The following is a 1,839-nucleotide window of genomic DNA, read 5'->3' as shown; positions in this document are numbered from 1 at the left end:
TTATGCAGCGTCTGGCGATCGGCCATGGGGCGGAGCGTGCCACGGCGGCGATGTCTGCGCGACCCCTCACCCTCCCGCCCGCTGCGCGGTCGGGCCCCTCCCTCTCCCGCAAGGGGAGAGGGGAACTTTCGGAGAATTTGAACATGACCGCACCCGTTTCCATGGCGGAGGCGAAGGCGTTTCTGCGCGTCACCCATGACGCGGAGGACGCGCTGATCGCCCTGTTGATCGATGCGGCCCGCAGGCGGGTGGAGGGGGAGGCGGGGGTGACCCTGACCTCCACCTCGCCCGCGGCCCTGAGGCTGGCGGTGCTGATGCTGACGCTGCGGGCCTATGAGCGCGGCGAGAACGAGATGCCCATTGCGCCTGTGGAGGGCTGGATCGCGCCGTACCGACAGGTGCGGCTGTGAGGAAGCTGGCCGAGCTGCTGGCGCGCGTCGAGGGCGTGACGGCCCAGGGCGGACGGGCGGTGAGCTACGAGCCGCTGGGCTTCGTCTGGATCGCGCCGGCGCCGGTGCGGCGCGGGGTGCGCACGGGCGGCGAGGGCGTGGCGGAGGCCCTGACCCTGACCGCCGAATGCCGGGCCGACGCGCGGCTGACCGAGGGGCTGCTGCTGCGGTGGGACGGGGCGGACTGGCGCATCGCCCTGGTGGACGAGGCGGCGCCGGGAAGGGCGCGCCTGATGCTGGAGCGGGACCGATGATCAATCATGAAGCGGCGCTGCAGGCGGCGCTGATCGCGCGGCTGCGCGGCGACGATGCGCTGGATGCGCTGACAGGCGGGCGGATCTGGGACGGGGAGCCGGCGAAACGGGTGTTCCCCTATGTGACCGTCAGCCGGGTGGAGAGCCGGCCGGTGCGGGCGGACGGCGGCGGGGTGGAGCAGGTGCTGACCCTGACCGGCCATTCGCGGTTCGAGGGGCTGGAGGAGGCGCGGGCGATGTCCGCCGCGATCCGGGCGGCCCTGCATGAGGCGGATCTGACGGCGTATTTGGCGGCGGAGGGGGTGCGGGTGGTGAACCCGCGCGTGACCTTCGCAGACGTGTTCGGAAGCCCGGAAGGACGGCGCAGCCATGCGGTGGTGCGGGTGCGGGCGGTGACCGAAGCAGTGGCGAGTGGCGCGTGATGAGTGGCGAGGATCGACCGGCCCGGCGCGGGAACCTCGTCACTCGCCACTGACCACTCGTCACTTTCAAGGGAGATGAAGACATGGGTGCTCAGGCAGGCAAGGACATACTGCTGAAGATCGGCGACGGCGGGGCGCCGGAAGGGTTCACGACGGTGGCGGGGCTGAGGGCGCGGACCATCGCCCTGAACGCGCGCACGGTGGACGTGACCGACGGGGACAGCGCCGGGCGCTGGCGCGAACTGCTGGCGGGCGCCGGGGTGCGCTCGGCGGCGGTGAGCGGGCAGGGGATCTTTCGTGATGCGGCGTCGGACGCGGCGATCCGGGAGGCGTTCTTCGACCAGAGCGCGCGGACCTGGCGGCTGATCGTGCCGGACTTCGGGACGTTGGAGGGGCCGTTCCTGGTGGCGGCGCTGGAATACGCCGGGGAGCACGAGGGCGAGGCCAGCTTTGCGCTGAGCCTGGCCAGCGCGGGCGAAGTGACGTTCGAGGCGGCTTGACCCTCTCCCCTTGCGGGAGAGGGAGGGGCCCGGCGCGCAGCGACGGGAGGGTGAGGGGTGGCGCGGGTGCGAGTCATCAACCCCTCACCCTGGTCGCAAGAAGCGATCCGCTGCGCGGCTAGCTGCGACTCAGGCCTCTCCCGCAAGGGGAGAGGCGACAAGGGAGCTGACCATGAAACAGAGCAATGCCGCCAGAGGGGAAGTGCTGGCCGAT

Annotated in this window: 4 protein-coding genes; all 4 read left to right on the top strand. The window is 71.7% G+C overall.

The features are described from left to right. Positions 1–143: 143 nt before the first annotated feature. The 4 genes from C0461_RS14285 to C0461_RS14270 all read left to right on the top strand — a co-directional run bounded on the left by C0461_RS14285 (position 144) and on the right by C0461_RS14270 (position 1,625). Positions 144–410 carry a head-tail connector protein gene (locus tag C0461_RS14285; RefSeq protein ID WP_292107962.1) on the top strand — a complete coding sequence of 89 codons (267 nt, stop codon included), beginning with the start codon at positions 144–146 and terminating at the stop codon, positions 408–410. Continuing rightward, complete coding sequence (locus tag C0461_RS14280; RefSeq protein ID WP_292107961.1) at positions 407–703, top strand: head-tail adaptor protein; 297 nt, start codon at positions 407–409, stop codon at positions 701–703. Before C0461_RS14285 ends, C0461_RS14280 begins: the two co-directional genes overlap by 4 nt. Next, positions 700–1,125 carry a DUF3168 domain-containing protein gene (locus tag C0461_RS14275; RefSeq protein ID WP_292107960.1) on the top strand — a complete coding sequence of 142 codons (426 nt, stop codon included), beginning with the start codon at positions 700–702 and terminating at the stop codon, positions 1,123–1,125. The genes C0461_RS14280 and C0461_RS14275 overlap by 4 nt, the downstream gene beginning before the upstream one ends. 83 nt (positions 1,126–1,208) lie before the next feature. Next, complete coding sequence (locus C0461_RS14270) at positions 1,209–1,625, top strand: phage major tail protein, TP901-1 family (RefSeq protein ID WP_292107959.1); 417 nt, start codon at positions 1,209–1,211, stop codon at positions 1,623–1,625. The last annotated feature ends 214 nt before the right edge of the window (positions 1,626–1,839 follow it).

This window comes from Brevundimonas sp., from assembly GCF_013823285.1.
Lineage (GTDB): Bacteria > Pseudomonadota > Alphaproteobacteria > Caulobacterales > Caulobacteraceae > Brevundimonas.
This window is presented reverse-complemented; position numbering and strand designations above follow the sequence as displayed.